Source organism: Polaribacter sp. (assembly GCF_024639685.1).
Classification (GTDB): Bacteria; Bacteroidota; Bacteroidia; order Flavobacteriales; family Flavobacteriaceae; genus Polaribacter.
This window is the reverse complement of sequence record NZ_JAHEHX010000018.1, coordinates 100852-125746: the sequence shown is the minus strand read 5'-3', so window position 1 is coordinate 125746 and position 24895 is coordinate 100852. Positions and strand designations below refer to the sequence as shown.

Genomic DNA, 24895 nt, shown 5'->3' with positions numbered 1-24895 from the left:
AAACAATGGCTAAAATTTTAATCATAGAAGACGAAGCTGCTATTCTAAGAGTTTTAAAAAAAATTATTTCTGAAGAGAATGAAAATTATGATGTTTCTGAAGCAGAAGACGGTCTTTTAGGCCTAGAGATGATTAAAAATAATGAGTATGACTTAATTCTTTGTGACATAAAAATGCCAAAAATGGATGGTGTTGAAGTGCTAGAAAAAACAAAAAAAATAAAACCAGAAATCCCAATGGTTATGATATCTGGTCACGGAGATTTAGATACAGCTGTAAATACAATGCGTTTAGGAGCCTTTGATTATATTTCTAAACCACCAGATTTAAATAGACTTTTAAATACAGTTAGAAATGCCTTAGACAAAAAGGTTTTAGTTGTAGAGAATAAAAGGCTTAAGAAAAAAGTAAGCAAGAATTACGAAATGGTAGGTGAGAGTGATGCAATTTCTCACATTAAAGATATTATAGAAAAAGTTGCAGATACTGACGCTAGAGTTTTAATTACAGGTCCTAATGGGTCAGGTAAGGAGCTAGTTGCACATTGGCTTCATGAAAAGTCTGCTCGTTCTAAAGCACCAATGATAGAGGTGAACTGTGCTGCAATTCCGTCAGAATTAATAGAAAGTGAGCTTTTTGGACATGTAAAAGGTTCTTTTACAGGGGCAAATAAAGATAGAGCAGGTAAATTTGAAGCTGCAAATGGAGGGACTATTTTTTTAGATGAAATTGGAGACATGAGCTTATCTGCACAAGCAAAAGTATTACGTGCATTACAAGAAAATAAAATACAAAGAGTTGGTTTGGAAAAAGATATTAAGGTAAATGTAAGAATTGTAGCTGCAACTAATAAGAACTTAAAAAAAGAGATTGCAGAAGGTAGATTTAGGGAAGACTTGTATCATAGATTAGCTGTAATTTTAATTGAAGTACCGTCTTTAAATGAAAGAAGAGATGATATTCCTTTATTAGTTGATTTCTTTACTTCAAAAATTGCAAGAGAGCAGGGGGCACCAAAAAAAGCTTTTTCACAAGAGGCAATAGTATTATTGCAGAAGTACGATTGGACAGGAAATATCAGAGAGCTAAGAAATGTTGTAGAGCGTTTAATTATACTTGGGGAAAATACGGTTTCTGAGAATGATATTAAATTATTTGCAAATAAGTAGTTTTATCCTAATTTACATTTCCTTTTAAAATCTTTATAAAATTTTAAACTAATCTATTGTAATTATATTACAATAGATTTACCAATAGCAAATACTTGATTTTTTTAAAATAATCAAATCTTATTCTACTATAAATTAAATAGTTTATGATGATGGTTATATTATTCTCATTAAAAAATATATTTGCATTAGAAAACGAATATTAATTATAAATAATAAATAAAAATGGCAACAGCAGTTGGTAAAAAATTCCCTGACGTAAATGTAAATGCAATGAACGAAATGGGAGATACATTTAAAGTAAATGTATTAGAAGAGGCAGTAAATAATAATAAAAAAGTATTGTTATTTTGGTATCCAAAAGACTTTACATTTGTATGTCCAACAGAATTACATGCGTTTCAAGCAGCATTACCAGAATTTGAAAAAAGAAATACAGTAGTAATTGGTGCTTCATGTGATACAGCCGAAGTTCATTTTGCTTGGTTAAGTACTTCTAAAGATAATGGAGGTATAGAAGGTGTAACTTATCCAATATTAGCAGATAGTAACAGAAACTTATCTTCTATTTTAGGTATTCTAGATATTACCAATGAAGTTTATGATGAAGAGACAGGAACTGTTCAGGTAGAGGGTGATAACGTAACGTATAGAGCTACTTATTTAATAGATGAGGAAGGAACTGTTTTTCATGAAGGAATTAATCACATGCCAGTAGGAAGAAATGTAAACGAATTTTTACGTTTGATTGATGCTTATGCACATGTCCAAAAAAACGGAGAAGTTTGTCCAGCAAACTGGGAAGAAGGTAAAGATGCTATGCAAGCTAATGCAAAAGGAACAAAAGAATATTTAGCTAGTCACTAAATTTAATTATACTTATGAGTTGCAGTTTTTTTTGCAACTCATAATTTTAAAATTTTAATCATTATGGTGCAAGAATTGACAGAAGATAATTTACAGCATATAGTAGATGCAAATCAAAAGGTAATAGTACAGTACTCTGCCACTTGGTGTGGTAATTGTAGAATTATGAAACCAAAATTCAAAAAATTAGCATCAGAGAACGATCAAATTAAATTTGTTATTGTTGATGCTGAAAAATTTCCTGAAAGTAGAAAGTTAGCAGATGTTAGTAATTTGCCAACGTTTGCCACTTTTGTAGCAGGAGAAAAAAAGAATCAAACACAAACTAACAAGTTTGATGTTTTAAAAGACTTAGTATCAGAAATTCAATAAATTATGAAATTACCAGTAATTAAACATTTAACAAGTTTTATTGAAGAAAATGATCAAGACTATGTTTTAGAAACTATTGAAACTCTAGAAGCTTTAACAGAAGTTCCTTCTTTAAAAGATGAAGAATTAGATGTTATTGGAGAGTTAATTTCTAACATGTATGGAGCAATTGAAGTAGATAAAATGATTAAAGATGGTGCTTCAAAAAAAGAAGCCTTAAATTCATTTATGAATCGTGTTTTAGGTTCTATCGATAAATAAAATAGTAATTTCAATTAACTAAAAAAAGTTCTGAATTTTAATATTTAGAGCTTTTTTTAGTTAATGGTGTGTAAGTTTTTTTATGATTGATTTATGTTCAGGGAATTCTTGTGATAATTTTTGGTAAGAAGGAAGCGTAAAATCTTTAAAATCAAACCCTGGTGAAACAGTACAACCCATAAAACAAAATGAATCTGGTGCAATAACTTCTGCTGCAAAATACCAATAAGCAGGTACTGTATATTGAGGAATTTCTCCTAAAGCAAAATTAGTACCAATAAGTTTAGAACTGTAATCACCTTCAGGTGAAATCATGTGTAGTTTTAAAGTGCTTCCTTTGTAAAAATGCCAAATTTCATCTTGCTTAATTTTATGAAAAGCAGAAAATTTTTGCGATGTTAATAAGAATAAGATACTAGTACATAAATTTCGATTTCCATTAAATTGATGCTCTAAGTTCTCTGATTTTACAGTAATTGAACTTCTGTAGGTTTCTTTAAAATATCCACCTTCTGGATGTTCTTTAAGCTGAAAATGTTCTATGATTTCTTGTGAATCCATGATTAAAAGCTTTTATTTTAAGTATAAAATTCGCCATATCTTTTCCCCAAAGTTGATAAGTTAATTTTGATGGATGAACACCATCACTAAAAAAGGTAGATATATCACCGGATAATTTATATTTTTTTTGCCAACTTTTTAAAGTAATGACTTCATTATTATAATAAACATTATCTTTATTTTTAATTCTTCTATACAAATGCTTTCCTAAAAGCTCAACTAAATTTCCAATCACAAATTTTATTGATTTTGTAAATGCAGGGAACTCTTTAATAGGTGGCATATTAGTGAAATAAATAGGTGTCTTTGGGAATTTAACTTGTAGTTTAGTAATTAATTGTTCAATTTCTCCTATCCAAACTTTGGGACTATGGAGCAGAAAAGCATCATTGCCTCCTAATCCTATTATTATAAGATCTGTTCTATTTTCTTTTATGATTGGAACTATTTTTTCTCTAACCATTTTAACGGTATATCCACTTTTTGCATACACTTTCCATGCTACAGAAATAACTTTTGTATCTGAAATGGTATTAGCTAAAGCACCAATAAAACCGTTTTTATGAAAATCTACTCCAACACCAGCTATTGTGCTTTCTCCAATACATAAAATTTCAATGATCTTAGAACTATTTTTTTTAACGTAGCCATCAGGTTCTCTCGCTTCTGGAAGTTTTGGAATATTTGTTCTTATTTTTTTTCCTTGTAAAAACAATATGGGTAAAAGAGGTAGAGATACAATACTACCTAAGTAATATTTTATGCTCATTCTTCTTTCTTTTTTTCTTGATTAACTTTTTGTATGATAGCTTTTAAACGATCTTTGTGAAGTTGTTTTTTTAACTTCACCTTACTGATTTTTTGTTGCATCAGCTTAGAATGTTTTGCTTTATTGGCCGTGTTTTTTTCTTTCCCTTTTTTTGGCATTTTTATTCGATTATTTTAGGGATAAGGTATATATAAAAATTTTAGTATTACTAGTGAATTGCTAATTTAGAGATAATTATTTAATTTTATTATTAGTAGAATCTCTAAAAATTAATTCAGTTTCAATGATATGTGTTTCATGTAAAATTGCTTCTTCATTGGCTTTTTGTTCTAGCTCTTTAAAAAGAATTTCTGCAGCCTTTTCACCTATTTTATTGGTATTTTGTTCTACTGATGAAATAGATGGTGTTGTAACGTTTGTCATAAACCAGTTGCTAAATCCAAATAATTCAACCTCATTGGGTACTTTTATATTATTTCTATTAAAATAGTTTAAAGTTCCAATAGAAATTAAATCATTAACTGTAAAAATAGCATCAACATTATCTTTATGATCTATCATTAATTGTTTTGCTAATTCTGCACCCTCAACAAAATCATCTCTATTGTTGTTTTTGCATTCGTAGACTAAAGAAGTATCGTATTCAATATAATTATCCGTTAAAGCTTTTTTATATCCTAAAAATCGATCAATTGAATTTTGAGGGTTTAGTGCGCCTCTAAAATGAGCGATTCTTTTGTTTCCATTTTTAATAAGATGACATACAGCATCATAAGCTGCTTTTCTATCATCATTTATGATTTTAGAACATTTTATGTTCTTGTCAATTTTATCGAAGAGAATTAAGGGAATTCCTGAATTTATGATTTTTTTAAGGTGAGAAGTATCTCTTGTTTTATTTGATAAGGAAATTAAAATACCATCTACACCTTTACTTAAAAGTAAATCTACTTGCTTTTTTTCTAGTTCATAATTTTCATTTGATTGCATGATAATAACCATGTAACCTCTTTCTTCACAATCTTTTAAAATGCTATCAATAATATTAGAAAAAAAATAATGCACCATTGTTGGTATTATAACACCAATGGTTTTAGATTATTTGGTTCTTAAATTAACTGCAAATGAGTTAGGTGTATAGTTTAATTCTTCAGCTAAATCTAAGACTAATTTCTTTGTTTTTTCACTAACATCAGAGTAGCCATTTAACGCCTTAGAAACTGTTGCTACAGAAAGTCCAAGTGTTTTTGCAATCTCTTTTAAATTAGTTTTTAGTAAGGTGCCATTTTTATTCTTTATTTAGAAAAATTTAAGGGGTAAACTGTATGCTTTTAGCGCAAAAATTTATATATTTATTAAATAATCAAATTAACATATAATGAAACGAATTTTACTAGTATTAATAGTAGCTACCCTCTTTTTAAGTTGTGGAAATGATAAGAAAAAAGAAGCTAAAACTACTGAGAAAAAGGTTAGGAAAACAGCAGTTGTAAAAAAGAAAAAAGAAGAGAAAAAACCTACTGTAATTGTTGATGAAAATGGTGTTGCAAATGTGTTTATTTCAACTAGTGATAAAATGAAATTTAGTACTAGAAAAATAAACGTAAAAGCTAATCAAAAGGTAAAATTGACATTAAATCATACAGGTAAATTAGATAAAAAAATTATGGGGCATAATGTAGTAATTCTAAAGCAAGGTGTAAAAATGTCTACTTTTGCTTCTGCTGCAGCTGCCTCAAAAGACAATGATTTCATTCCTGAAGGATCTGATGAAGTTATTGTGCATACAAAAATGATTGGTGGGGGTGAAACTACAACTATAGAATTTAATGCACCTGCCTCAGGTGAGTATGATTTTATCTGCAGTTTTCCTGCACATTTTGCAATGATGAAAGGTAAGTTTATTGTAGAATAACAATAGAATTTAAACCATTAAAAAATTCTGATATTAAAACCCAAATGAAGTACTTTAATTATTTTTCTTTTTTGTTGCTAGTTTCGTTTTTTTCTAGCTGTAATTTAAAATCAGAACCGATAATTATATCTTCTGAAGATTTTCACCTACAAGTAGATAAACTATCTGACGTAATGGTTCATGATATTTTTTCTCCTCCAGTTGCAAGTAGGGTTTTTGCTTATCCAAATGTAGCTGCTTACGAAATTTTAGTACAAAAAGATAGTGCGTATACTACCTTATCTAATGCTGTTACAGGTTTAAAAGCAATACCTAAAGCCAATGAAACTGAACCTATAAATTTAAAATTGTCTGCTTTAATTGCACATATGGAAATTAGTAAAATGCTAGTTTTTTCTGAAGATAGGATAGATGTTGTAAAAGATTCATTATTTGTAAAATGGGAAGATATCAACGAAAAAGAATTTGTTGCTTCTAAAAAATATGCGTTAGAAGTAGTTGGCCATATAAAATCTTGGATGGATAAAGACAATTACAACCAAACAAGAACTATGGAAAAGTTTACTGTAGATACAGATGATCCTTCTCGTTGGCAGCCAACACCTCCTGCATATATGGAAGGGATAGAACCACATTGGGGTAAGATTAGACCATTTCTTTTAGAAACTCCAGATCAGTTTAAACCAATTCCACCACCAAAATTTTCTTTAGATAAAAATTCTGATTTTTTTAAGGAGTTATTAGAAGTGTATACCATTAGTGAGGAAATTACTAAAGAAGGTGATGCCTCAGAAGAAGTTGCAATAGCTCAATTTTGGGATTGTAATCCCTTTGTAACAGTTACCCGTGGTCATTTTATGTTTGCCACTAAGAAAATTTCTCCAGGAGCACACTGGATTGGAATTGTTAAAATAGCAGCTAAAAAAGCTGATGCTAATTTTATGGAAACTGTAAATGCATATACTAAAACTTCTTTAGCTATTGCAGATGCTTTTATTAGTTGTTGGGATGAAAAATATAGGAGTAACTTAATTCGCCCTGAAACGCTAATCAATCAAAATATAGATGGAGATTGGGTGCCAATTTTACAGACACCTCCTTTTCCAGAGTATACAAGTGGTCACTCTGTTGTTTCAGGAGCAGCATCAACAGTTTTAACTTCAATTTTTGGAGACAATTTTTCTTTTGATGATGATACAGAAGTACCTTTTGGCTTGCCTATTAGAAGTTTTGATTCTTTTTCAGATGCTGCAGGTGAAGCTGCAATTAGTAGAATGTATGGAGGTATACATTATAGATCAGCTGTAGATTTAGGCTTAAAACAAGGAAAAGAAATTGGTACATACATTAATCAATTGATCAGGTAATTAATTTTATCTAATTGTAACCTTAAATTATATTCAAATAAAAAATTAATAAAATTTTCATAATTCAAGCTTTTATTTAAAGAGTTTTAACTCCTATTTTTCTATATTTAAAGAAATATTTAAAAAATTAATGTGATCTGCAAATCAATTATTATCAGGTCATTGAAAATATTTTTGCTTTTTATTTAACCGATAAGTAACATATTATGAATTTAAACCTGACTAAACCTATTGTGTTTTTTGATTTAGAAACAACAGGTGTAAATATAGCAACCGATAGAATTGTAGAAATTTCAATACTGAAAGTATTTCCAAACGGAAATAAAGAGAGTAAAACTTGGTTGGTAAATCCAGAAGTAGAAATTCCTCAAGGAGCTGCAGATGTTCACGGAATTACAAATGAGAAAGTAGTTACAGAGCCTACATTCAAAGAGTTGGCTGGTAAAGTAAGTGAAATGATTGCTGGTTGTGATTTAGCGGGTTTTAATTCAAATAGATTTGATATTCCTCTGCTAGCTGAAGAGTTAATGCGTGCAGGTATCGATTTTGATATGCAAGATAGAAAAGCAATCGATGTTCAAGTAATCTTTCATAAAAAAGAACAAAGAACATTAGGAGCTGGTTATCAATTTTATTGTGGTAAAGAATTAGAAGGTGCACATGGTGCAGAAGCAGATACAAATGCAACCTATGAAATTTTATTAGCACAAGTAGATAAATATGATGATATAGGAAATTCAGTAGATACTTTAAGTGAGTTTTCTACTCATGGCAAAAGAGCAGACTTTGCTGGTTTTATTTTAATGAACGAAGAAAATCAGGAAGTTTTTTCATTCGGAAAATACAAAGGAAGAACTGTTGAAGAAGTATTAACAGAAAACCCTGGTTATCATAATTGGATTCAGAATGCAGATTTTCCGCTATATACTAAAAAAGTATTAAAACAAATTAAAGAACGCATGTCTACCCCTAAAGAGACAATGACAGATGACGAAAAATTAAAAGCATTACAACAAAAATTTAATTTAAGATAAATGGGATTTTTAGACTCTTAGATTATTAAATATTTAGTAATCTTAAATAGTCTAAACCATTTAAAAATTTAATAATCTAAAGACATAAAATATGTTTACAGAATATAAAAACATACCTAATAATGGTCGTATTTGGGTTTACCAAGCAAATAGGGAGTTTACCCAAAAAGAAGTCGAATTTATATCAACTAAAACCCAACAATTTATTAATTCTTGGACCAGACATGGAGATAATTTAAAGGGATCATTTACCATAAAGTACAATCAATTTTTAGTATTAGCTGTCGATGAGGGCTTTAATAATGTTTCTGGTTGTTCTATAGATAGTTCTGTACATTTTATTCAGCAACTTCAAAACGATTTAAATATCGATTTAATGAATAAAATGAATGTAACATTTAAAGATAATGATATAATAAATTTAGTAAAACTATCTGATTTTCAGAAGTATATAAAAGAAAAAAAAATAACAAAAAATACTATTGTATTTAATAATATGGTAAATACAAAAGAAGATTTTGAGAAAAAATGGGAAATACCAGCTAAAGAAAGCTGGCACAATCGTTTTTTGATATAAATATTGAATTTACAAAAGCATATGACAAACAGAATAGTCCTATTGTTTTTAATTGGCTTTGCTTTTAAAGCACAATCGCAAAGAGTAGACCCTTTAATTACGAAAGATTCTGAAGCTCAAGAAATTTGGGTAGATAGTATCATAAATTCGATGACTATTGACGAAAAAATAGGTCAACTATTTATGGTGCAAGCCTATTCTAATTTAGATCAAAAACATGAGGACTTCATTACAGAGATGATTACTAAATATCATGTAGGTAATTTGATATTTATGCAAGGGACTCCAGAAAAACAAGCTATTTTAAATAACAAATATCAATCTATTTCTAAATTACCTTTGATGATTGGTTTTGATGGTGAATGGGGTTTAGACATGCGTTTAGATAATACTTATAAGTTTCCATGGAACATGACTTTAGGGGCCATTAAAAACGATTCTCTTATAAAAGCCTTTGGAGAGCAACTTGGTAAGCACTGCAAACGTTTGGGTATTCATATTAATTTTGCACCTGTTTTAGATGTTAATGTGAATCCAGCTAACCCAATAATAGGAAATCGCTCTTTTGGGGAAAGCAAAGAAAATGTGAGTCAAAAAGCAATTGCATTTACTAAAGGAATGCAAAAATATAAGGTAATGGCGAATGGAAAACATTTTCCAGGTCATGGAGATACTGACTCAGATTCTCACTATACACTCCCTTTTTTAGAATTTGATAAACCAAGGCTAGATTCTATTGAACTATATCCTTATAGGCAAATATTTGATGCAGGTATTGGAAGTGTAATGACTGCACATTTAAACATACCAAGTTTAGAACCTACTCCAAACTTACCTACCTCATTATCTAAAAATGTTGTTACAAATTTATTGCAACAAGAGTTAGGGTTTAATGGTTTAATTATTACAGATGGTTTAAATATGAAGGGTGCAGCAAATTATGCTTCTTCATCCGAAATAGACTTAGCAGCAATAAAAGCAGGTAATGATTTACTCTTAATTCCGCAAGATGTACCTGCTACCATAAAGCTTATTAAACAAGCTTTGATTTTAAATACGCTTACAGAGGACCGATTGAACCTGTCTGTTCGAAAGATTTTAAAAGCAAAATATTGGATGGGATTGCATAGCTACACTCCTGTGTCAATTTCAAATCTTGATGAAGATTTGAATAGCGCTGAAGACGAGTTATTGCATAGAAAATTGGTTAAGCACTCATTAACATTAATAAAAAATAAACAACAAACAGTACCTTTTTTAAATTTAGAAAAGCAAAAAATTGCATATGTAAAATTAGGAGACGATTCTGGAAATCATTTTTTAACTATGTTAAAAAATTACACGAAAGTAGATGAGATTACTGCACCTAATTTAAATGAGTTATTAAAAAAATTAAAGCCTTATACTAAAGTAATTGTAGGCTTTCATAAATCTAACGCACATCCTTGGAAAAGTTATAAATTTAAAGGCAAAGAACTGGTTTGGTTACAAGAAATAGCGAGAAATAAAGAAACTATTTTAGACGTATTTACAAGTCCTTATAGTTTACTTCAATTAAAAAGTTTTACCAATATTTCGACTATTTTAATTTCATATCAAAATAGTAAATTAGCACAAGAACTTTCTGCACAAATGCTTTTTGGAGCTTTTGCAGCTAATGGTAAATTACCAGTTTCTATTAAAGAAGATTTCAAAGAGGGTTTTGGCCTATCTACAAATAATTTAAGCAGATTGCAGTATACAATTCCAGCAGCTGTGAATATGTCATCTCTAAAACTTAAGGAGATAGATAGTTTAGCTAATGTAATCCTAGAAGATAAAATGACTCCAGGGTTCCAGGTTCTAGCGGCTAGATACGGCAAAGTTTTTTTTCAAAAAAGTTATGGATACCATACAGATAGAAAAAAAATACAAGTAAAAAATACAGATTTATATGATTTGGCTTCTTTAACTAAGATTTTAGCTTCGTTACCCTTATTAATGAAGGCTGACGAAGATCAAAAAATACCAGTAAATGCTAATTTACAAACTATTTTACCCAGCTTTAAGAATTCTAATAAAGCAGAGCTTACTGTAAAAGAAATTTTATCTCACGTTGCACGTTTAAAAGCTTGGATTCCCTTTTATAAAGATACACAAGATAGTATTACAGGAGTAAATTTAAAAGAATTTTATAGCGCTAAAAAAACTAAAAAATATGGAGTAAAAGTTGCTGAAAATCTTTATTTATTAAATACATACAAAGACAGTATTTACAAATATATAAATAAAGCAGAGCAAAGGGAGGAAGAGGGGTATAAATACAGTGATTTGGGGTATTATTTGTTTAAACAAGCTCTAGAAGAAAAATACAACAAGTCTTTAGATAAAATGCTTAATGGAACATTTTATGCTTCTTTGGGTTTAAATAGAACCGCATATTTGCCATTACGTAAATTTAAAAAGCAATCTATTGTTCCTACAGAAAATGATGATTATTTTAGAAATCAATTAATACACGGAACTGTTCATGATATGGGAGCAGCTATGTTAGGAGGTGTTGCAGGTCATGCAGGTTTATTTTCGAATGCAAATGATGTTGCAAAAATCATGCAAATGTATTTGCAAAAAGGCTATTATGGAGGTAGGAGGTACTTGAAATCAGAGACCATTTCGAAATTTAATAAGCGTTATTTTGAAGATTTAGGAGTAAGAAGAGGCTTAGGTTTTGATAAACCTCAATTAGATAAAACTATCAAAGCAACTTGTGGTTGTGTTTCTGATGAAAGTTTTGGTCATTCTGGTTTTACTGGCACTTATACTTGGGCAGATCCTAAAAGTGGTATTATTTATGTTTTTTTATCAAACAGAATATATCCTGATATGAAGAATACAGGCCTCATAGAAACCGATATGCGAACTAAGATTCAGCAAGTAATACAAGATGCTATTTTAAATTAGAAACTTTATTCTGTTTTTACTCCTATCTTTTTTGTGCTGAATGTATTTCAGTTTCAAATTATTCAAGAGTTTAACTTTACTAACAACACTAAATTGCTTTGGTATATTATTTTACTTGATATTACTTTCAGTATTTACTGGTGCTAATTTTGTATAAACATAGACTATAAAAACAGATAGTATAAAGTAATAAGTAGCAAATTGCCAGCCATATAAAAAGGATAATAGAATGCTTTGTAATATATAGAATAAAGGAAAGGTAACTACGTTTATACCATATTGCATTGTGTCTATAAATTCAATTTCGCTAATATTTTTTGAGAATTTTTTCCAGATAAAATAAGGTAAAATACTATTGAGTAAAATAAGGTAGTATACTGGTTTTAAATAATTAATTTTTTTCTTTTTTGGTTCAGGAAATTTTTGATTCCGAATCATTTCATTAATCGTATTAACTTCTGTAAAATCTACATTAGCAGCATTTAGCTTTTTTAAGGTTTCATGGTAATTTTCATCATTAGGAATATGAACCGTTAATTGTTTTAATTGATTACTTACCTGTTCTTTTAAAACGTTTACTGCTTTAGCTTTTTCATTATTTATATAAATAGTTTTAGCGTCAATTGGTGCTCCAAATTGAACGCAAACTTTGCTTGGGTAACTAGATGAGTTTTGGTAAGTTACTCCAACTGGTATTACAGTAATTTTTAAATTACTGTTTTTTTCTAAAGCACCATATACAATCCTAGTAAACCCTTTACTTAAGGATTTAATGTTTCTATCTCTAGAGTGTCCTCCCTGTGGAAAAATAATTAATGTTTCTTTTCTGGCTAATATGTTAAAGCACTTTTTAAAAACTTCTTCATTATTTGATAATTGCTTTCTTCCGTCTCTAATTCTGTAAATGGGCATTAGGTTTAAAGAAGCTAATGCTTTTTTTACCAATGGTCTTTTAAAAACATCTGCCCTAACTAAAAAATGATTTTCTCTATTGTTAAAAGTGGTAACAAAAAGTGGGTCTAATAAAGCATTTGGATGGTTGACTGCAAAAAGAATTGCCCCCTTTTTAGGCACATTTTCTTTCCCAAAAACTTTAATTTCTTTAGCATAGAAATTCAGACTAATTCTTAAGAATAGTTTTACATAATTATACCAAATTTTCTTTAAAATCATATGTAAAATTTAAATGATTACCAAAGTCAAGGTTATAACGCTTTTAAGTATTTTGCTGATAAATATTTCTGGTAATTTGTCTAAGTTAACTGGGTTAATTAGTAGATGTTTATTTTGCTGAAGATTTATTAAGTGATACCTTTTTATCTTTCCCCCAAAAAGTAGCCAATAGCATTCCAGAAAAAACGTCCCAAATCCCCCAAAAAGCTGCTAATAAAGCCATTCCTCCTAAGCCATCAAAAAAGCCAAAAATTAATAACAAACCAAGGCCACCATTCTGAATTCCAGTTTCCATAGAAATAGTTTTACAATCTTGTTTATTCAATTTGAAGGTTTTTGCTGAACAATACCCTAAAATAAATGCAAAAATATTATGAAAAACAACCAAAGCTAATACAAGGTGTATATGATTTACAAAAACATCTAAATTTTGTGAAAATGCAGTAAATATTAAAGCTATAAAAACTAGCATTGATAAAGGTTTAAGAATTTTCTCTATTTTACCAGCCATTTCTGAATGGTAATGTTTAATGAGCATTCCACAAACTAAAGGTATTCCTAAAATTAAAGAAACTAACTTTAATAAATCTACCCAATTAAGTTCCACTTTTTTTAAAATTTCATTGGTTGGTTCATATAAACTGCCCCAAAATTGCAAATTAAAGGGAGTCATAAAAATACAGATTAATGTTGCAAAAGCTGTTAAACTTACAGATAATGCTGCATTACCTTTGGCCATTTTACTAAAAAAATTGGAGACGTTTCCACCAGGGCAAGCTGCAATCATCATCATTCCTAATGCAAAACTTGGATGAGGTTTTATTAATAATATACCTAAAAAAGTAAATAATGGCAATAAAATAAATTGCGATAATACCCCAACAAAAACAATTTTTGGATTTTTAAACAATCGTTTAAAATCATCTACAGTAATTGCTAAAGCAACTCCAAACATTATAATAGCAATGGCAATATTTAAAACCCATAAACCACTAGAGTCAAAGTTTATTTTAATATCATCAATATTAATATTGGCATTAGTTTGTAAAAGCATATTCTATAATATTTGAACCCATTCTTAAAGCTTTTTCTCTAACTTCTCTTGGATTGTTATGTATAATACCATCTTCCCAGCCATCACTTAAATCAGTTTCATGATCATAAAAAACAAGTAATCTTCCTTCATAAAACAAACCAAAACCTTGCGCAGGTTTTTTATCATGTTCATGGATTTTGGGAATTCCGTCTGGGAATTTAAATGTTTGATTATAAATAGGATGATTGATTGGTATTTCTTTAAATTCTAAATTAGGAAAAACCTTTTTCAACTCTCTTCTTATAAATTTATCCAAACCATAATTGTCGGATATGTGTAAAAATCCGCCAGAAATTAAATAATTTTGTAGGTTAGAAGTTTCTTCTTTTGTGAAGTAAATATTTCCATGACCTGTCATAAAAAGAATAGGAAAATTAAAAATATCAGTACTGTTAACAGCTACTGTTTGTGGGTTTTTAGAAATATTTGCTTTTATATTTTTATTGGTAAATGCCACTAAGTTTGGAATAGCAGTTGGATTTGCATACCAATCTCCACCACCATTGTATTTTAAAATAGCAACATCCTGACAGTAAGAACTTACAGAAAGAGTTAGTATTAATATACATAAAAGTTGCCTCATGATTTATAATGAATATTAAAGCAATATATGAAAAATGAAATTACTCTTGTATTAAAGAAACAGTATTTACCGCAACTAAAGCAGCAGTTTCTGTTCTTAATCTGCTTTCTCCTAAAGAAATAGGGTTATAGTTATTTTCTAATGCTTTTTTAATTTCATTTAAAGAGAAATCTCCTTCAGGACCTATAAGAATAGTAATTCTCTTCCCGTTTTTAGCAACATTTTTTAAATGATTTTTCTTTTGTTCTTCGCAATGAGCAATACATTTTAAGCCTTCTATATCTTGTTGTATGAAATTGTTAAACTTAATTGGGGTATTCAATTTTGGTAATGTAAATTTTAAAGATTGCTTCATGGCAGATTGTAAAATCTTTTCAAAACGCTCTAATTTTACCACTCTTCTCTCTGAATTCTGACAAATAATTGGCGTAATTTCATCTACACCAATTTCTGTAGCTTTTTCTAAAAACCACTCAAAACGATCGTTATTTTTTGTAGGAGCAATGGCTATATGCAAGTAGTAGTTCCAAGGTTTTGTTTTTTCTAAAATATTGATAACTTGAGCAATACATTTTTTATCATTAGCAACTGTAATTTTAGTATCAAAGAAAAAACCTTTACCATTGGTTATTTTTAAAACATCATTTTCTTTTTTTCGCAAAACACGCACAATATGCCTACTTTCGGTTTTATCGAAAGTAATTTGAGTAGTTTCTTTAGAAATTTCTGAATTATAAAATAGTTGCATTTTTTAAATTAGATTCAAAGTTGAAAGAAACTGTCACTTCGTGTGAAATTTCTTTTTTTAGAAATTTTGTGTCGAGAAGTTTTTATAATTAGTTCTCTATACAAATTTATTTATTCTTCATAAATTAACTCAAATTGATATCTAGTTGAGTATTTATGTCTTTTCTATACGTCCTTCTTCTTTTATGGGTAACAGGATCAAACTTTTCCCACAATTTTCTGATTGCTTCATTGTCTGCTAACTCCGGTGTTCTAATACAATTATCAATACCTAGAGGAGTAAATGTTTTGGTATATTGATCAAAAATAATTGCATGTATTCCTTTATTTTGGTAATCTGGATGAACACCAATTAAATAAAACGTTACATCTTTAGAGTGTTTTCTTGCTCTTAATAAATGAAAAATTCCAAAGGGAAATAATTTACCTTTTGTTTTTTGAAGTGCTTTAGAGAATGAAGGCATAACAATTGCAAAAGCAACTAATTTATTATTCTCATCTACCACAAATTTGATGTATTCAGGATTAATAAAGGAGATGTATTTCTTTTTAAAATAGGTTATTTGAGCATCAGAAATAGGAACGAAAGTAGAAAGTTTAGCGTAGGAAGCGCTAAAGACTTCGAACATTTCGTCTACATAAGGTAGAATATCCTTGGTTTTTGTGAAATCTAAAGCTTTAAGGTTAAAACGTTTTTTTATAATAGTGCTAATTCTATTAAAGTAGACAGCATCTACATTTTTAAATTTGAATTTATTTTCTAAATATTCTTTTTCTTTTACAAAATCTAGTTGCTCTAAATGATCTTTATAGTACGGGTGGTTGTACCATGTAATCATAGTGCCTAAATGATTAAAACCTTCTGTTAAAACTCCAGTTTTATCTAAATTATTGAAACCTACAGGTCCTTCTATATATTCTAATTTGTTCTCTTTACCTATTTGGTTTACTTTTTGTAATAAAGCTTTGGAAACCTCTATGTCATCTATAACATCAAACCAACCGAAACGCATTTTTTTAATGTTTTGATTGTTTACCTCATACCAATTAATAATAGCAATAACTCTACCAACTATTTTGTTGTTTCTAAAAGCTAAAAAAAACCTGCCATCTGCATTTTTAAAAACAGGGTTTTTATCTGTGTCAAAATTTGCAATTTCATCTTTAACGATAGGAGGTACCCAGTAGGGATTGTCCTTGTAAATTGAAAACGGAAACATAACAAATTGTTTGATTTCACTTTTCGTGTGCACTTCTTTAATAGTAATCATTTAGATATACTTGATTTTGTTAGTTTCTTTTTCTCTTTACTCTTTTTCTAGTTTTTTTCTTGCTCTTATCTTTGGTAAAAATACTAAAAAGCCTACTAAAAAAGCCATTCTGTTTTTTATTGTAGTTAGAAATTGGAGTGTCTTTTAATTCTTTTCCATTTTCATCTAACTCCTTATAGCTGTCTTTATGCCTGTCTATTCTGTAAGATACTCCAAAACCTGCGTAGAAACCTTGTGCTTTTCCTTCAAATAGAAACCTACCAGAGGCATTTACTTGTAGATTTCTACTGTATAAAAAAGCCAAACCAGTACCCAGATTAGAGTTGGTTTGTTCTTTTTGAAATATAGTTTGATTTTCAAAAAAGGTAGACCATCTATCACTTAAATTAATAGTCCCAGTAATTATATAAGAAAATTCAGCAAAATCAGTACCTATATAATCATAAAAGACATTGGTTATGATATTAAAATCAGAACTTAAATTGTTTTGTAATAATATACCTGCTTTCGGAGACATACTACCTGTTTTGTATATGTCATTAACCATATCTGTATTTAAACCAGCATAAATGGCTACAGAAGGTATCAACCTTTTTTTATCGAAAGCATTTCTTCTTTTCCAACTTCTAACCTCTTTGGTTTTGTCTTCATATTCTTGCTGAAAAAGCAAATATTTTGCTCCAATCGTAAATCTGCCAAAACCATTGGTAAAGTAAGATGATGTAAAGATGTTTTTAAAAGCAATTTCATCTCTTTTATAACTTATTTGTGTATTCAACTCTAGTTTTTCTGATAAAAAACTGGTTCTAAATAGAAAGTCTAGTCCAAAAGATTGTGGTCTAGAGAAAGTAGTTTCTATAGATGTGTTTCTCCAAAATAAATTGCTTTCAAACTGATAAACACCTTTTCCCACACTGTAAGGACTCTCCGAAAACCCTGGTTTGTTTGAGTTTATTACACTAGTGTATTGTCCATAGATTGAAAAAAAACATAACACAATAACTGCAAAAAGTAATTCCTTAATACAATTTTTAACCATTTACTTACTTGTTTTAAATAAAAATGTAAACAAACATAGCATAAAAATGGTGTTTTAAAAAGGAATGCATACTTTTTTGTAAATCTTAAATTTTGTACTTTGTTAACGTATCAATTGTTGCCAAATTGTTACTTTTGATATTAATTAAATATGTATTTTAAATGGGTTTGTTAAAAACGATCTTCTTTATAGTTTTATTTTACTATGCATTCAAATTTGTAGCGAAACTTTTCGCTCCTTTTTTATTGAATAAAGTAGCTAGCACTATGCAGCAAAAAGCAGCAGAGCAATTTGGTAAACAACAAGCCAAAAGTACTGTTAAAGAAGGGGAAACAATTATAGATAAAGCACCAAGAAAAGAGGCTCAGAGTAAGAAAAACGTTGGAGAGTATATCGATTTTGAGGAGATTGATTAATGTTTTTTGAAGAATTATCACCATTTTAAATTTTAAGTTTGAAACTAAAAAAGATTTTACCATATACAGTTGCATTTCTTCTTTTTGTTATTGCATCTTTACTTTATTTCCATCCTGTTTTAAAGGGTCAAAAATTAGCTCAGTCAGATATTACTCAGTTTATAGGCATGGCTAAAGAAATTAAGGATTATAGAGCTAATAATGACGCAGAACCTTATTGGACAGGTGCTTCATTTAGTGGAATGCCAGCTTACCAAATAAGCGCCTATTACCCTTATGATTTTGTAAGAACTATAGATAAAGTATTCCGTTTTTTACCAAGACCTGCAGATTATACATTTTTGTATTTTTTAAGTTTTTTCGTGCTAATGTTGGCATTAAAAGTTAAATGGAGATTGGCAATTTTAGGAGCTTTATCCTTTGGCTTCTCTACCTATTTGATAATTATTTTTATACCGGGTCATAATTCCAAAGCACATGCTATAGCTTATATGCCATTAGTAGTTGCTGGGGTTTTATTGGTTTTTCGAAAAAAGTTTGTGTTAGGTTTCATTCTAACTGGTTTAGCTATGGCATTAGAGATTTATGCAAACCACATACAAATGACATATTACTTAGGTTTCTGTTTGTTAATACTGGGAATTGTAGAATTGGTTCATGCCATAAAAGAAGGTGAATTATCTCGTTTTATAAAACAAGCTATAGTAATTATAGCCGCTGTTATTTTAGGAATTGGAGCAAATGCACCAAGATTAATGGCTATGAAAGAATATACAGATTTCAGTACTAGAGGAAAATCTGAATTAACCATTAATGCAGATGGTTCTAAAAAACAAGAAACACAAGGTTTAGATAAAAGCTATATTACTCAATATAGTTATGCTAAGCTAGAAACATTCAACCTATTTGTTCCTAGATTTATGGGTGGAGGAACCGTTGAAGAATTGGGTGATGATTCTGAGTTTTATAAGTTAATAGCTAAAACTGCTGGAAAAAAAGTTGCTAATGATTACTCTAAACAAGTACTTACTTATTGGGGAGATCAGCCAATTATTGAAGCACCTGCATATATAGGAGCTGTAATATTTTTCTTATTTTTTCTTGGTATTTTTTTAGTAAAAGGAAAATTAAAACAATGGTTAGTAGCAGCCACAGTATTCTCTATTTTATTAAGTTGGGGTAGAAATTTTGAGATTTTAACGAATATTTTTATCGATTATGTTCCTTTATATAATAAATTCAGGGCAGTTTCATCAATACAAATTATAGCAGAACTTTGTGTTCCAATATTAGGAGTATTAGCGTTAAAAGAATTTTTCTCACCAGGAATTTCTAATAAAAAGAAAAAGGAAGCATTAAAAAATGCATTTTTCACCTTTTCAGGATTAATTGTTTTTGGGTATTTATTAGCTCAGAGCTTTGCAACTTTCGAAGGACTAAGGGATGCAAGTTATAATGATCTGCCAGGTTTATTAGATGCAGTTATTGCAGATAGGAAATCGATTTTATTAATGGATTCTCTTAGGTCTATAGGTCTCGTGATTCTAGCAGCAGGCATTTTATGGTTTACATTAAAAGAAAAATTAAAGAAGCAATATGCAATTATAGCATTGGTTATATTTATTCTTATCGATTTACTTTCTATAGATAAACGTTATGTGAATGAATCTGATTTTAGATCTTCGAGAAAAGTCGAAAAACCATTTATAGCGTCAAATGCATCTAAACAAATATTAAAAGACGAATCTCATTATAGAGTAGCAAATTTTACAGTAGATCCTATGCAAGACGGTTCTACTTCTTATTTTCATCAATCAATAGGAGGTTATCATGCTGCAAAAATGGGTAGGTATAAAGAGTTGTTTGATTATCAAATAGCAAAGAACAATATGCGTGTTTTAAATATGTTAAACACTAAATATTTTATTATTGCAGATCAAAATAATCAACCACAAGCACAATTAAATCCAGATGCATATGGTAATGCTTGGTTTGTACAAAATGTACTATTAGTGACTTCTGCAGACCAAGAAATGAAAACGTTAGATTCACTTAGTACACAATTAAGTGCAGTTATAGATAAAAGCAAGCTTTTAGAGAATAGTACTTTCAATTTTCAGAAAGATACTACAGCAAGTATCTCTTTAGATAAGTATGGTGTTACAGAATTAAAATATACTTCAAATGCTAAAACAGAGCAATTTGCTGTTTTTTCTGAAATATATTATAAAGATGGTTGGAATGCTTATGTTGACGGAGAATTGACGCCACATTATAGAGTGAATTATGTTTTAAGAGGAATGAGAGTACCTGAAGGAAATCATGAAATTGTATTTAAATTTGAGCCCAAAGTTATTCAAAAAGGAAGTTTTTTATCTTTAAGTTCTTACGCATTTTTATTTATTATTTCTTTAGGATGTATTTTATATAATAAGAAGAAAAATCAAGATAAAGCATGAGAATAGGAATGGTTCTCGATGCTAGTTTTCCTCCAGACCCAAGAGTAGAGAATGAAGCAGTTTCTTTAGTCCAAAACGGACACGACGTCTTCCTGTTTTGCTTATCATATTCTAAAGAACAGAAAAACGAACTTATAAATGGAATAAATGTAAAACGTTATTCTTCTAATAAGTTTGAGTATAAATTATCTGCTTTAGCATATACGATTCCTATTTATACTTTTTTAATGCAACAGAAAGTGCGAAAATTTATAAAAGAAACTAAAGTACAAGTTTTACATATTCATGATATTAGAGTTGCGGAGGCTGTTTTTAAGGCAAACAAGCAAACGACATTACCAATTGTATTAGATTTACATGACAATCTTCCTGAAGTTATGAAGCTGTATCCTCACTTACAGAAATTTCCAGGAAAGTACCTTATTTCTCCAAAAAAATGGAAAAATAAAGAAGAAGAGTTTATTTTTAAGGCAGATAAGGTGATAACAGTTTCTCCAGAATTTATAAAAACTCTTAAAACGCGATTACCATCTCAAAAAAGTAAATTTGTTTTAGTACCTAATACAATTAGAACTTCTTTTTATAAAAATTTCACAATTGACAAAAGCATATTAGTTAAGTATAAAAAACATTTTGTATTATTATATTTAGGAGATACACACTTAAGAAGAGGTCTACAAACAGCCATTGCTGCAATACCTAAACTTAGAAAAGAGATTCCAAATATAAAATTAGTAATTGTTGGTAAGAATACTACTGATTCAATTTTAAAACAAGAGGTTAAAGATTTGAAAATTGAAAAATTTGTAGATTTTGAGGGTTGGAAAGATGTAACCCTCTTTCAATCCTATATTAAAGCGAGTGATGTTTGTATTTCTCCTTTACACAGAAACTTACAACATGATGTCGCTTATGCAAATAAGATTTTTCAATACATGAGTTTTGCAAAACCATTATTAGTAAGTAACGCAATAGCACAAAAAAAACTAGTAACTAAAAAGCATTCTGGTTTAGTACATAATGAGAAAGATTCTGTAGATTTTTCCTTAAAAGTAATACAGCTTTATAAGGACAAAGGGTTAAGAGAAAAATTAGGTAAGAATGGTGAAGATTTTATAAAAAATGAATTTTCGTGGGAAATTACCTCTCAAAAACTCTTAAACTTTTATAATAACCTTCAGGTTTGAAAGTAGTAATAATTACATATTATTGGCCACCTGCAGGTGGTTCTGGCGTTCAACGTTGGTTAAAATTTGTAAAATATTTACAAGATTTTGGTATTGAGCCAATTGTTTACACAGTAGATGATGCAAACTATCCTAAATGTGATGTTTCATTAGAAAGCCAGGTTCCTAACAATATCACTATTTTAAAGCAACCAATTTGGGAGCCAACTAATATTCTTTTTTGGAAGAAAAAGCAACAACAGAAGAAAGGTGTTTCTAACAATACAAATAGTAAATTATTATCATTTATTAGAGGTAATTTTTTTATTCCAGATCCAAAAGTGTTTTGGGTAACTTCTTCAGTTAATTTTTTAAAAAATTATTTAAATACACATAAAATTAATGCAGTTATTTCAACAGGACCACCACATAGCATGCATTTAATTGCACAGCAATTGCAGAAACAAACTAATATAAAGTGGCTAGCAGATTTTAGAGACCCATGGTCAACTCTATATTACAACAAACAGTTTAAACAGCTAGATTTTACCAGAAAGAAAAACTTAAAACTAGAAGAATCAGTGTTAAACAACGCTGATTGTGTATTAACTGTAAGTAACTCTTTGAAAAAAGAGTTTAGCAAAAACGCTAATAGAGTAGAGGTCATTACAAATGGTTTTGATGATGAAGTTTTTCAAGATTTTAATGTTAAGCTAGATGCTAAATTTTCTATTTCATATATTGGTCTATTGCCAAAACAAAGTAATCCAAAAATTTTATTTGATGTTTTAAAGGATGTTTGTCTAGAAAATGAAAGTTTTCAACGAGATTTAGAATTAAATTTTATTGGTGATATTTCTGATGAAGTTCTAAAAGAGATTGAAATAAATCAATTAACTAATAATTCAAATTTTGTTGGTTATGTTTCTCACCAAAAAGCCATTGAATTCCAGAAAAAGTCTCAAGTATTATTATTATTAATCCCTAATGTAGAAAATGCTGAAGGAATTTTAACAGGTAAACTTTTTGAGTACTTAACTACAAAAAGACCTATTTTAGCAATTGGGCCTAAAGAAAGTGATTTGTCAGAAATTTTACAAAATACAGAAGCTGGTGACGTTATTGATTATAACGATAAAACTGGTCTTAAAACAAAGATCTTGAAGATGTACGAAGATTTTAAAGGTAATGGCTTAGAAGTAACCTCAAAAAATATAGATCAGTATCATAGAAAACAGTTAACAGAACAATTAGCTGCAGTTATAAAATCTCTATAAAATGGGAATAGTTTTAAAACAATCATTTAAGAATACCCTATTTATCTATTTAGGTTTTGCCTTTGGAGGAATAAATACATTGTTCTTATACACTCGTTTTTTAGAGGAGGAATACTATGGTTTGGTTACTTTTCTACTGTCTTCATCAAATTTATTAATGCCTTTAATAGCTTTAGGTATTCATCATACTATTGTTAAGTTTTTCTCTAGTTATTACAAAAAGGTAGAGAAAGATAAGTTTTTATCTTCAATTCTTTTCCTGCCTCTTTTGGTTGCATTACCAATTGGGTTTTTAGGTAATGTTTTTTACGGACAAATTAGTAATTATTTGTCTGAAGAAAACCTTATTATAAAAGATTATACGTTTGTTATTTATCTTATAGCGTTTACATGTGCTTACTTTGAGGTTTTTTATGCTTGGGCAAAAGTGCAATTTCAGTCAGTTTTTGGTAATATTTTAAAAGAATTATGGAATAGAGTTGTAGTAATGATGTTACTTTTTGCAGTTTATTTTGATTTTATTACAAAGGCAGAATTTATATATTACTTAACAGGGGCTTATTTTCTAAGAATGTTTGTAATGATGTTTTATGCTTTTAGGCTATATTTTCCAAAATTTACTTTTTCTAGACCTGAGAACTTTAATGAAATAATGCGTTATTCTATCTATATTATTCTTGCAGGTAGTGCAGGAGCTATAATTCTAGATATAGATAAATTTATGATTCCAGGTAAAGAATCTTTAGAAAAAGCAGCTTATTACGCTGTTGCTGTTTTTATTGGATCTTTTATAGAGGCACCAAGTAGAGCAATGTTAAATATTCTACAACCTTTAACCTCTAAAACATTAAACGAAGAAAATCACGCAGAGGTTGCTTCTTTGTATAAAAAGAGCTCTATAAATTTACTACTAATAAGTGGTTTCTTTTTTGTTTTAATTAATACTAATGTGCAGCAATTATTCAATTTATTACCACAAGAATATTCAGGAGGTGCATTAGTTGTTTTTATGATTTCGCTACTTAAAATGTATAATGGATTTTTAGGAAATAATGGAGCTATCATTAATAATTCTAAATATTATAGGATTACTTTACCATTTAGTGTTGGTATGGCTTTGTCTGTATATTTTTTAAACAGATTGTTTTATTACAATTTAGAAATGGGTACAGATGGTTTGGCTTTAGCTACATTAATAGTCATTTTTGCAGCCAATACAGGTAAAATTTTGTTTGTAAAAAGTAAATTTTCTATGACTCCTTTTACAAATAAATCATTGATAATGCTCCTAATAATAGCCTTAATGTATTTAGGGTTTAACTTTTGGGATTTTAATCTTACTGATATTTACATATTTAAATTTCCAATTCACCCAATTATTAATATTACTTTAAAAAGCATATTAATTGGATTATTATACTTTTATATTATTATTAAATTTAATATTTCTAATGATTTTACAAGACTTTATAAGCGCTTTACAAATAGCAATCAATAAAGTCAGTTAGCATGTGAAACAGTAGTGCTATTGCTAGTAGTCTTGTTTTTTTAAAAAACAATCCTATAAAATAAATACAAATTGCATAATAGGTGTGTAAAGGATGAAAATTAATACTACATCTGTTTTCAGCAAAGATTGGATTTGCTAATAAATGATCTGCATCTACTAACATAGAAGCCAGAAAAACTAGGTAAGCAGTTTTCCATTTTGTTTTAAAAAATACAAAGCATATGAGTAGGGGAAATAGGAAATGTAGGGAATAGTGAATGATAAAGTTTATCATGTTTTTAGTTTATTAAAAGAATGCCCTTTTTGTGTAATGTCTTTATTTTGAT

Annotated in this window: 26 protein-coding genes; 14 read left to right on the top strand and 12 right to left on the bottom strand. The window is 29.0% G+C overall.

The genetic code is table 11. The features are described from left to right. The first annotated feature begins 5 nt into the window (after positions 1–5). The 4 genes from Q0L44_RS05645 (at position 6) to Q0L44_RS05630 (ending at position 2669) form a co-directional block, all read left to right on the top strand. Positions 6–1169, top strand: coding sequence for a sigma-54 dependent transcriptional regulator (locus Q0L44_RS05645; protein ID WP_296636431.1), 1164 nt, complete (start codon positions 6–8; stop codon positions 1167–1169). A gap of 225 nt (positions 1170–1394) precedes the next feature. Beyond that, entirely contained in the window at positions 1395–2036 is a 642-nt protein-coding gene (locus tag Q0L44_RS05640; RefSeq protein ID WP_296636430.1) for a peroxiredoxin, read from the top strand. Between the two features lie 63 nt (positions 2037–2099). Further along, positions 2100–2408 carry a thioredoxin family protein gene (locus Q0L44_RS05635; RefSeq protein ID WP_296636427.1) on the top strand — a complete coding sequence of 103 codons (309 nt, stop codon included), beginning with the start codon at positions 2100–2102 and terminating at the stop codon, positions 2406–2408. A 3-nt stretch (positions 2409–2411) separates the two neighbouring features. Further along, the gene (locus Q0L44_RS05630) at positions 2412–2669 is read left to right on the top strand and encodes a hypothetical protein (RefSeq protein ID WP_296636424.1); all 258 of its coding nucleotides are present in this window, start codon (positions 2412–2414) and stop codon (positions 2667–2669) included. 60 nt (positions 2670–2729) lie between these two features. On the opposite strand, the gene Q0L44_RS05625 is transcribed toward Q0L44_RS05630, so the two are convergent. The 5 genes from Q0L44_RS05625 to Q0L44_RS05605 all read right to left on the bottom strand — a co-directional run bounded on the left by Q0L44_RS05625 (position 2730) and on the right by Q0L44_RS05605 (position 5298). After that, on the bottom strand, positions 2730–3230 hold the full coding sequence (locus tag Q0L44_RS05625; RefSeq protein ID WP_296636422.1) for a cupin domain-containing protein: 501 nt from the start codon (positions 3228–3230) through the stop codon (positions 2730–2732). Further along, a complete protein-coding gene (locus Q0L44_RS05620) occupies positions 3193–3999 on the bottom strand; it encodes an SGNH/GDSL hydrolase family protein (protein ID WP_296636419.1) in 807 nt (268 codons plus the stop codon). Before Q0L44_RS05620 ends, Q0L44_RS05625 begins: the two co-directional genes overlap by 38 nt. Next, positions 3996–4157, bottom strand: a complete 162-nt coding sequence (locus Q0L44_RS05615; RefSeq protein WP_296636416.1) for a hypothetical protein — start codon at positions 4155–4157, stop codon at positions 3996–3998. Before Q0L44_RS05615 ends, Q0L44_RS05620 begins: the two co-directional genes overlap by 4 nt. Positions 4158–4233: 76 nt before the next feature. Next, on the bottom strand, positions 4234–5088 hold the full coding sequence (locus Q0L44_RS05610) for a substrate-binding domain-containing protein (RefSeq protein WP_296636575.1): 855 nt from the start codon (positions 5086–5088) through the stop codon (positions 4234–4236). Between the two features lie 9 nt (positions 5089–5097). Continuing rightward, the gene (locus tag Q0L44_RS05605; protein ID WP_296636573.1) at positions 5098–5298 is read right to left on the bottom strand and encodes a LacI family DNA-binding transcriptional regulator; all 201 of its coding nucleotides are present in this window, start codon (positions 5296–5298) and stop codon (positions 5098–5100) included. A gap of 79 nt (positions 5299–5377) precedes the next feature. On the opposite strand from Q0L44_RS05605, the gene azu reads away from it, so the two are divergent. From azu to Q0L44_RS05580, 5 genes are all read left to right on the top strand, one after another. Next, a complete protein-coding gene (azu, locus tag Q0L44_RS05600) occupies positions 5378–5914 on the top strand; it encodes an azurin (RefSeq protein WP_296636413.1) in 537 nt (178 codons plus the stop codon). Between the two features lie 44 nt (positions 5915–5958). Further along, the gene (locus Q0L44_RS05595) at positions 5959–7281 is read left to right on the top strand and encodes a vanadium-dependent haloperoxidase (protein WP_296636410.1); all 1323 of its coding nucleotides are present in this window, start codon (positions 5959–5961) and stop codon (positions 7279–7281) included. Between the two features lie 206 nt (positions 7282–7487). Next, complete coding sequence (locus Q0L44_RS05590) at positions 7488–8315, top strand: 3'-5' exonuclease (RefSeq protein WP_296636409.1); 828 nt, start codon at positions 7488–7490, stop codon at positions 8313–8315. A 91-nt stretch (positions 8316–8406) separates the two neighbouring features. After that, a complete protein-coding gene (locus Q0L44_RS05585) occupies positions 8407–8892 on the top strand; it encodes an ABC transporter ATPase (RefSeq protein ID WP_296636406.1) in 486 nt (161 codons plus the stop codon). A 21-nt stretch (positions 8893–8913) separates the two neighbouring features. Continuing rightward, positions 8914–11832: a glycoside hydrolase family 3 N-terminal domain-containing protein gene (locus Q0L44_RS05580; RefSeq protein WP_296636403.1), complete on the top strand. Its 2919-nt coding sequence runs from the start codon at positions 8914–8916 to the stop codon at positions 11830–11832. A gap of 111 nt (positions 11833–11943) precedes the next feature. On the opposite strand, the gene Q0L44_RS05575 is transcribed toward Q0L44_RS05580, so the two are convergent. The 6 genes from Q0L44_RS05575 to Q0L44_RS05550 form a co-directional block, all read right to left on the bottom strand. Further along, on the bottom strand, positions 11944–13005 hold the full coding sequence (locus Q0L44_RS05575; protein ID WP_296636400.1) for a 1-acyl-sn-glycerol-3-phosphate acyltransferase: 1062 nt from the start codon (positions 13003–13005) through the stop codon (positions 11944–11946). 109 nt (positions 13006–13114) lie between these two features. Then, positions 13115–14059, bottom strand: coding sequence for a bile acid:sodium symporter family protein (locus Q0L44_RS05570; protein ID WP_296636397.1), 945 nt, complete (start codon positions 14057–14059; stop codon positions 13115–13117). After that, positions 14043–14684 carry a DUF4159 domain-containing protein gene (locus tag Q0L44_RS05565; RefSeq protein ID WP_296636395.1) on the bottom strand — a complete coding sequence of 214 codons (642 nt, stop codon included), beginning with the start codon at positions 14682–14684 and terminating at the stop codon, positions 14043–14045. The genes Q0L44_RS05570 and Q0L44_RS05565 overlap by 17 nt, the downstream gene beginning before the upstream one ends. A 40-nt stretch (positions 14685–14724) precedes the next feature. Continuing rightward, positions 14725–15432, bottom strand: a complete 708-nt coding sequence (locus tag Q0L44_RS05560; RefSeq protein ID WP_296636391.1) for a 16S rRNA (uracil(1498)-N(3))-methyltransferase — start codon at positions 15430–15432, stop codon at positions 14725–14727. A 124-nt stretch (positions 15433–15556) separates the two neighbouring features. After that, the gene (locus Q0L44_RS05555) at positions 15557–16702 is read right to left on the bottom strand and encodes a GTP cyclohydrolase (protein WP_296636388.1); all 1146 of its coding nucleotides are present in this window, start codon (positions 16700–16702) and stop codon (positions 15557–15559) included. Between the two features lie 19 nt (positions 16703–16721). Next, entirely contained in the window at positions 16722–17741 is a 1020-nt protein-coding gene (locus tag Q0L44_RS05550; RefSeq protein WP_296636385.1) for a transporter, read from the bottom strand. Positions 17742–17902: 161 nt separating this feature from the next. Between Q0L44_RS05550 and Q0L44_RS05545 the strand changes: the two genes are divergently transcribed. From Q0L44_RS05545 to Q0L44_RS05525, 5 genes are read left to right on the top strand one after another with little or no spacing between them, the layout of a single operon-like run. Then, positions 17903–18157 (top strand): DUF4834 family protein, encoded by a 255-nt coding sequence (locus Q0L44_RS05545; RefSeq protein ID WP_296636383.1) that lies wholly within the window; start codon positions 17903–17905, stop codon positions 18155–18157. A gap of 38 nt (positions 18158–18195) precedes the next feature. Beyond that, entirely contained in the window at positions 18196–20616 is a 2421-nt protein-coding gene (locus Q0L44_RS05540; RefSeq protein WP_366085154.1) for a YfhO family protein, read from the top strand. Continuing rightward, the gene (locus tag Q0L44_RS05535) at positions 20613–21803 is read left to right on the top strand and encodes a glycosyltransferase family 4 protein (RefSeq protein ID WP_296636380.1); all 1191 of its coding nucleotides are present in this window, start codon (positions 20613–20615) and stop codon (positions 21801–21803) included. The genes Q0L44_RS05540 and Q0L44_RS05535 overlap by 4 nt, the downstream gene beginning before the upstream one ends. After that, entirely contained in the window at positions 21800–23059 is a 1260-nt protein-coding gene (locus Q0L44_RS05530) for a glycosyltransferase family 4 protein (protein WP_296636375.1), read from the top strand. Before Q0L44_RS05535 ends, Q0L44_RS05530 begins: the two co-directional genes overlap by 4 nt. 1 nt (position 23060) lies before the next feature. Beyond that, positions 23061–24557: an oligosaccharide flippase family protein gene (locus tag Q0L44_RS05525; RefSeq protein ID WP_296636370.1), complete on the top strand. Its 1497-nt coding sequence runs from the start codon at positions 23061–23063 to the stop codon at positions 24555–24557. Here Q0L44_RS05525 and Q0L44_RS05520 read toward each other — a convergent pair. Beyond that, positions 24538–24843, bottom strand: a complete 306-nt coding sequence (locus Q0L44_RS05520) for a DUF6122 family protein (RefSeq protein ID WP_296636368.1) — start codon at positions 24841–24843, stop codon at positions 24538–24540. The genes Q0L44_RS05525 and Q0L44_RS05520 overlap by 20 nt on opposite strands. Between the last annotated feature and the right edge of the window lie 52 nt (positions 24844–24895).

Bases quoted from the DNA above. Each gene is read 5' to 3' on its own strand.
- Q0L44_RS05585 (WP_296636406.1), top strand. From the start codon at position 8,407: ATGTTTACAGAATATAAAAACATACCTAATAATGGTCGTATTTGGGTT.
- Q0L44_RS05570 (WP_296636397.1), bottom strand. From the start codon at position 14,059: ATGCTTTTACAAACTAATGCCAATATTAATATTGATGATATTAAAATA.
- Q0L44_RS05525 (WP_296636370.1), top strand. From the start codon at position 23,061: ATGGGAATAGTTTTAAAACAATCATTTAAGAATACCCTATTTATCTAT.
- Q0L44_RS05560 (WP_296636391.1), bottom strand. From the start codon at position 15,432: ATGCAACTATTTTATAATTCAGAAATTTCTAAAGAAACTACTCAAATT.
- Q0L44_RS05615 (WP_296636416.1), bottom strand. From the start codon at position 4,157: ATGCCAAAAAAAGGGAAAGAAAAAAACACGGCCAATAAAGCAAAACAT.
- Q0L44_RS05620 (WP_296636419.1), bottom strand. From the start codon at position 3,999: ATGAGCATAAAATATTACTTAGGTAGTATTGTATCTCTACCTCTTTTA.
- Q0L44_RS05630 (WP_296636424.1), top strand. From the start codon at position 2,412: ATGAAATTACCAGTAATTAAACATTTAACAAGTTTTATTGAAGAAAAT.
- Q0L44_RS05565 (WP_296636395.1), bottom strand. From the start codon at position 14,684: ATGAGGCAACTTTTATGTATATTAATACTAACTCTTTCTGTAAGTTCT.
- Q0L44_RS05595 (WP_296636410.1), top strand. From the start codon at position 5,959: ATGAAGTACTTTAATTATTTTTCTTTTTTGTTGCTAGTTTCGTTTTTT.
- Q0L44_RS05535 (WP_296636380.1), top strand. From the start codon at position 20,613: ATGAGAATAGGAATGGTTCTCGATGCTAGTTTTCCTCCAGACCCAAGA.
- Q0L44_RS05520 (WP_296636368.1), bottom strand. From the start codon at position 24,843: ATGATAAACTTTATCATTCACTATTCCCTACATTTCCTATTTCCCCTA.
- Q0L44_RS05545 (WP_296636383.1), top strand. From the start codon at position 17,903: ATGGGTTTGTTAAAAACGATCTTCTTTATAGTTTTATTTTACTATGCA.
- Q0L44_RS05590 (WP_296636409.1), top strand. From the start codon at position 7,488: ATGAATTTAAACCTGACTAAACCTATTGTGTTTTTTGATTTAGAAACA.
- Q0L44_RS05550 (WP_296636385.1), bottom strand. From the start codon at position 17,741: ATGGTTAAAAATTGTATTAAGGAATTACTTTTTGCAGTTATTGTGTTA.
- azu (WP_296636413.1), top strand. From the start codon at position 5,378: ATGAAACGAATTTTACTAGTATTAATAGTAGCTACCCTCTTTTTAAGT.
- Q0L44_RS05635 (WP_296636427.1), top strand. From the start codon at position 2,100: ATGGTGCAAGAATTGACAGAAGATAATTTACAGCATATAGTAGATGCA.
- Q0L44_RS05580 (WP_296636403.1), top strand. From the start codon at position 8,914: ATGACAAACAGAATAGTCCTATTGTTTTTAATTGGCTTTGCTTTTAAA.
- Q0L44_RS05640 (WP_296636430.1), top strand. From the start codon at position 1,395: ATGGCAACAGCAGTTGGTAAAAAATTCCCTGACGTAAATGTAAATGCA.
- Q0L44_RS05645 (WP_296636431.1), top strand. From the start codon at position 6: ATGGCTAAAATTTTAATCATAGAAGACGAAGCTGCTATTCTAAGAGTT.
- Q0L44_RS05625 (WP_296636422.1), bottom strand. From the start codon at position 3,230: ATGGATTCACAAGAAATCATAGAACATTTTCAGCTTAAAGAACATCCA.
- Q0L44_RS05555 (WP_296636388.1), bottom strand. From the start codon at position 16,702: ATGATTACTATTAAAGAAGTGCACACGAAAAGTGAAATCAAACAATTT.
- Q0L44_RS05575 (WP_296636400.1), bottom strand. From the start codon at position 13,005: ATGATTTTAAAGAAAATTTGGTATAATTATGTAAAACTATTCTTAAGA.